Annotated in this window: 9 protein-coding genes and 1 pseudogene; 1 reads left to right on the top strand and 9 read right to left on the bottom strand. The window is 36.4% G+C overall.

Annotation, left to right across the window (positions count from 1 at the left end; all coding sequences use genetic code 11):
- Nucleotides 1–265 precede the first annotated feature (265 nt).
- From EWV66_RS04135 to EWV66_RS04100, 8 genes are all read right to left on the bottom strand, one after another.
- A complete protein-coding gene (locus tag EWV66_RS04135; protein ID WP_287107169.1) occupies nt 266–607 on the bottom strand; it encodes a type II toxin-antitoxin system PemK/MazF family toxin in 342 nt (113 codons plus the stop codon).
- Entirely contained in the window at nt 604–837 is a 234-nt protein-coding gene (locus EWV66_RS04130; RefSeq protein ID WP_052276674.1) for a hypothetical protein, read from the bottom strand. Before EWV66_RS04130 ends, EWV66_RS04135 begins: the two co-directional genes overlap by 4 nt.
- A gap of 241 nt (nt 838–1,078) precedes the next feature.
- Nucleotides 1,079–1,324 carry a DUF2442 domain-containing protein gene (locus EWV66_RS04125; RefSeq protein WP_052276673.1) on the bottom strand — a complete coding sequence of 82 codons (246 nt, stop codon included), beginning with the start codon at nt 1,322–1,324 and terminating at the stop codon, nt 1,079–1,081.
- 4 nt (nt 1,325–1,328) lie between these two features.
- Entirely contained in the window at nt 1,329–1,577 is a 249-nt protein-coding gene (locus EWV66_RS04120) for a DUF4160 domain-containing protein (protein WP_002736965.1), read from the bottom strand.
- A gap of 189 nt (nt 1,578–1,766) precedes the next feature.
- A complete protein-coding gene (locus tag EWV66_RS04115) occupies nt 1,767–1,988 on the bottom strand; it encodes a hypothetical protein (RefSeq protein ID WP_052276672.1) in 222 nt (73 codons plus the stop codon).
- Nucleotides 1,954–2,226, bottom strand: coding sequence for a BrnT family toxin (locus EWV66_RS04110; RefSeq protein WP_052276671.1), 273 nt, complete (start codon nt 2,224–2,226; stop codon nt 1,954–1,956). The genes EWV66_RS04115 and EWV66_RS04110 overlap by 35 nt, the downstream gene beginning before the upstream one ends.
- 117 nt (nt 2,227–2,343) lie before the next feature.
- Nucleotides 2,344–2,628: a type II toxin-antitoxin system RelE/ParE family toxin gene (locus tag EWV66_RS04105; RefSeq protein ID WP_052276670.1), complete on the bottom strand. Its 285-nt coding sequence runs from the start codon at nt 2,626–2,628 to the stop codon at nt 2,344–2,346.
- Complete coding sequence (locus EWV66_RS04100; protein ID WP_004159878.1) at nt 2,621–2,839, bottom strand: hypothetical protein; 219 nt, start codon at nt 2,837–2,839, stop codon at nt 2,621–2,623. The genes EWV66_RS04105 and EWV66_RS04100 overlap by 8 nt, the downstream gene beginning before the upstream one ends.
- Before the next feature lie 139 nt (nt 2,840–2,978).
- Between EWV66_RS04100 and EWV66_RS04095 the strand changes: the two genes are divergently transcribed.
- Complete coding sequence (locus EWV66_RS04095; protein WP_287107168.1) at nt 2,979–3,155, top strand: hypothetical protein; 177 nt, start codon at nt 2,979–2,981, stop codon at nt 3,153–3,155.
- Here EWV66_RS04095 and EWV66_RS04090 read toward each other — a convergent pair.
- Nucleotides 3,117–3,281, bottom strand: a pseudogene (locus EWV66_RS04090) (adenine-specific methyltransferase EcoRI family protein); the annotation flags it as partial. The gene EWV66_RS04095 and the pseudogene EWV66_RS04090 sit on opposite strands and share 39 nt — an antisense overlap.

Below are 3,281 nucleotides of genomic sequence, written 5' to 3'. Positions count from 1 at the left end.
TACTTTTGGTTATCTGATTAAATATTTCACTGCCTAATACTTGAAGAGAGGTTTTAGAAATTTCAAGCATAATATCAAACATTTTTTTGATAAGTAGGGAGGCACAATTATTTGTAGGATGGGTTATCGGTAACGTAACATGATCGGGGGTTGGTTTTCATGCTTCTAACTTCACAGTTTCCATCAATGTGCATGGTGCGTTCCCCAAAATCGATCGCTGGAGTAGCAGGACTTGCATTAGGGAACGCACCCTACAGCACTAATTTTATTTTCTTAGCCAATTGACTAAAAGATTTTTAATATGTATTAGTCTTTCTGGTGAGATAGTTCCTAAACGTGCATTGATTACAGATGATTCGACACTTGTTAATTGTCCTAGCCAAATTAAAGAAGCCACTTTAAGTCCAGTAGTAATATAGTCAGAATCTGAGGTATTAATAATTTCATCAAATCCTAGAGTAGCTTGATGGAGACGAGAAGAAATTAAAGCAAGTAATAAATCACGATGGCGACTTGGTGAAATAGCAATAATTAAAGCTGGATGCAGTTTTCCTGATTTCAAGTCTGCTTGAGGGAAACGAATTAGAATAATATCACCTGGTTTCATGGTTGATAAATTTCTTGAGCATCTGCTAGGGAATATTCTATTTCATCTCCTTCTTGGAAAAATTGCTCTAATGAAAATTTTTGCCAGTCTTCATCTTGCCAATTACTATATTCTGGAATGTCGTTTGGCTCAGGGGAAATTAATCGGGTAAAGTTGGCAATTTTTTCAACAATGTCATCAGGTAATCGGTCAATCTGTTGGTGAAGTTCTTCACGAATTGTAGCAGACATAATTTAAATTATTTGATTAAGGTGTAGAATGGATGGTATTAATTATAACTCAGATATTGGGTGGTAATCTGGGAAAAAGTAATGTTGGGTTTCTACAAGATCAGCGATCTGCTACGCAGTGCCTTCGGCATCGCTCTCCTTATCCCCAAAAAGCGATCGCCCTTGGCGTTCCTATCCCGAGCAATGACAATTTCAAAGTTTAATCAAGAAGATGACAGCGATCGCACTACAAGATCGGCAATCATAGTTCAATTCCATTGATCCAAATTTCATACTCGCTTATATCAACTTCATCATTCCAAACGATTCCGCTACCTGATGGATCAAGTTGAAAGTTTTTAAAGAAAGTATAGTTTTTAAGGGAAGAAAACATCGTTTTTTCTAGTAGATTTTCACAGTTATATTTTCTAGCTTGATGATTAGAAAAATGCACCAATAGAGTATAATTTTCAATGATTTCGGCTGATGTTATTTTGGGGTAAAGCATTGTTTTATTTCAAAGGTGGTAATTTATTAAATTCTTGAGTGTTCCACATTTTCAATAATTCTGATTGATAGATTGTTGCCCATTCTACAACCATTTTTGTGGCTCTATTAGGTAAGTCTCCTTCAATTATTTCTAAGGTTTCCAGATTAAATAGGGCGTTATATTCTCCATAAATCGCATGAAAATGGGGAGGTGGATGATCGGCAAAAAAGATTTTAATGATAATTCCATAAAATCGAGTAATTTCTGGCATAAATCTATTTTTATAAGTCTTGCTTTATGACAAAAATATTATAACAAAGCTTGTTGGGTTTTGTTACCTCGACCTAAACGACAAGATCAGCGATCTGCTACGCAGTGCCTTCGGCATCGCACTCCTCATCCGCAAAAAGCGATCGCACTTGGCGTTCCTATCCCAAGCAATGACAATTTTAAAGTTTAATCAACAAGATGACAGCGATCGCACTACAAGATCGGCATCTGTGATTGATGTACGGTGAAACTCATTTAATTCTTGTTGAGATAGGGGGAGACAGTCCGAATCTGCTTCGGCTGCTTTGTCAATTTCTTCCTCAGTCATTGCTTCAACTTTTTCCCAATCTGTCTTACCATGACTAACATTTTCGGGATCAAGTCTGAGTCTGGTAATATTGTCGTCGTTCATTTTTATTGGCTCTCCTTGCTGAAATAATGCGGTATCTGCCGTTTCTTTTGGTATAGACGACCAATAAAACTACTTGATTAACTATACCGATTACTTGAATTCTAGTTTCATTATAATCACGTTTATCTTCTCTTTCCAAACAGTTGGGATCTAGAAAAATGTTTTTTGCATCTTCAAAATCAATTTTATGCTTGAGCAAGTTGGCAGCAGCTTTATTATTGTCCCATTCTATCTCCATTTTATCGAGATTTTGTATCTAGTTCATAATATTTTGGATTATACATGATCGCCCTTTCCCATCATCAAAAAGCGATCACCAACTCCGAAACCTTGCTAACATAATAAAAAATCATATTCAATAAACCTCATCGTGAGTTCCAATATCAATTAGGTTGATCTCTTCTTCTTGGGTTTCAGGGTTTGATTCAAAATTGAAAATAATTCGACAATCATATTCGACAGAAAAAGCCCAAGCACCTGACAATTTCCCCTTTAGTTTATGGGTGCGTAATATTGGATTATAGGGATCGTCAGCGAGTAGTCTCAATTTGGCTTCTATTTTTGATTTTAAGTCAGGTTGTCGTTTAATCCTTGTTTTGAAAGCGCGTTTAAATGATTGGCTAAAAACCAAGTTAATCATTGTTTAGTTCGGCAATGATGGAATCAACATCTCCTCGAAAAACATTACCATTTTGATAGTCTTGTCGAGCTTGAGAAATACTTTGAGCAATTTGTTCTCGTCTTTTTTCGATTTGCCGATGTTTAACAATATTGATCAAGTCATCTTGTTCATCAAAAGAGAGATAGTCAATCATTTCTAAGATTTGACTAAATTGCATTGTTGGCGGCATTGTTACTTTCCCTTTTTTCAATACAGACTTTTATTTTACTCTGCTTGGGCAATAATGACATCCGCGATCGCGGATCGATGACAACTTTCCAACTCACAAAGAGAGATCGCCCCTCTTCATTCCCAAAAAGCGATCGCTCTTGGCGTTCCTATCCCAAGCAATGGCAGTTTTAAAGTTTAATCAAGAGGATAACGGCGATCGCACTGCCATCAATGTGCATGGTGCGTTCCCCAAAAGCGATCGCTGGAGCAGCAGGACTTGCATTAGGGAACGCACCCTAGGACTGAGTTATACATTGTTTTTCTTTGTCAGTTAAATCAATATATTCAGTCTGTATTCGTTTATTCTTGATTAGTATTCTAAAATAAGGACATTTCCCATTTACTGATAAATCTTTATCATCATTTCCTTTCCTGAATTTAATTATTTCAAATTGGTCGGG

The sequence above is a fragment of the Microcystis sp. M_OC_Ca_00000000_C217Col genome (genome assembly GCF_007095585.1).
GTDB lineage: Bacteria > Cyanobacteriota > Cyanobacteriia > Cyanobacteriales > Microcystaceae > Microcystis > Microcystis panniformis.
This window is presented reverse-complemented; position numbering and strand designations above follow the sequence as displayed.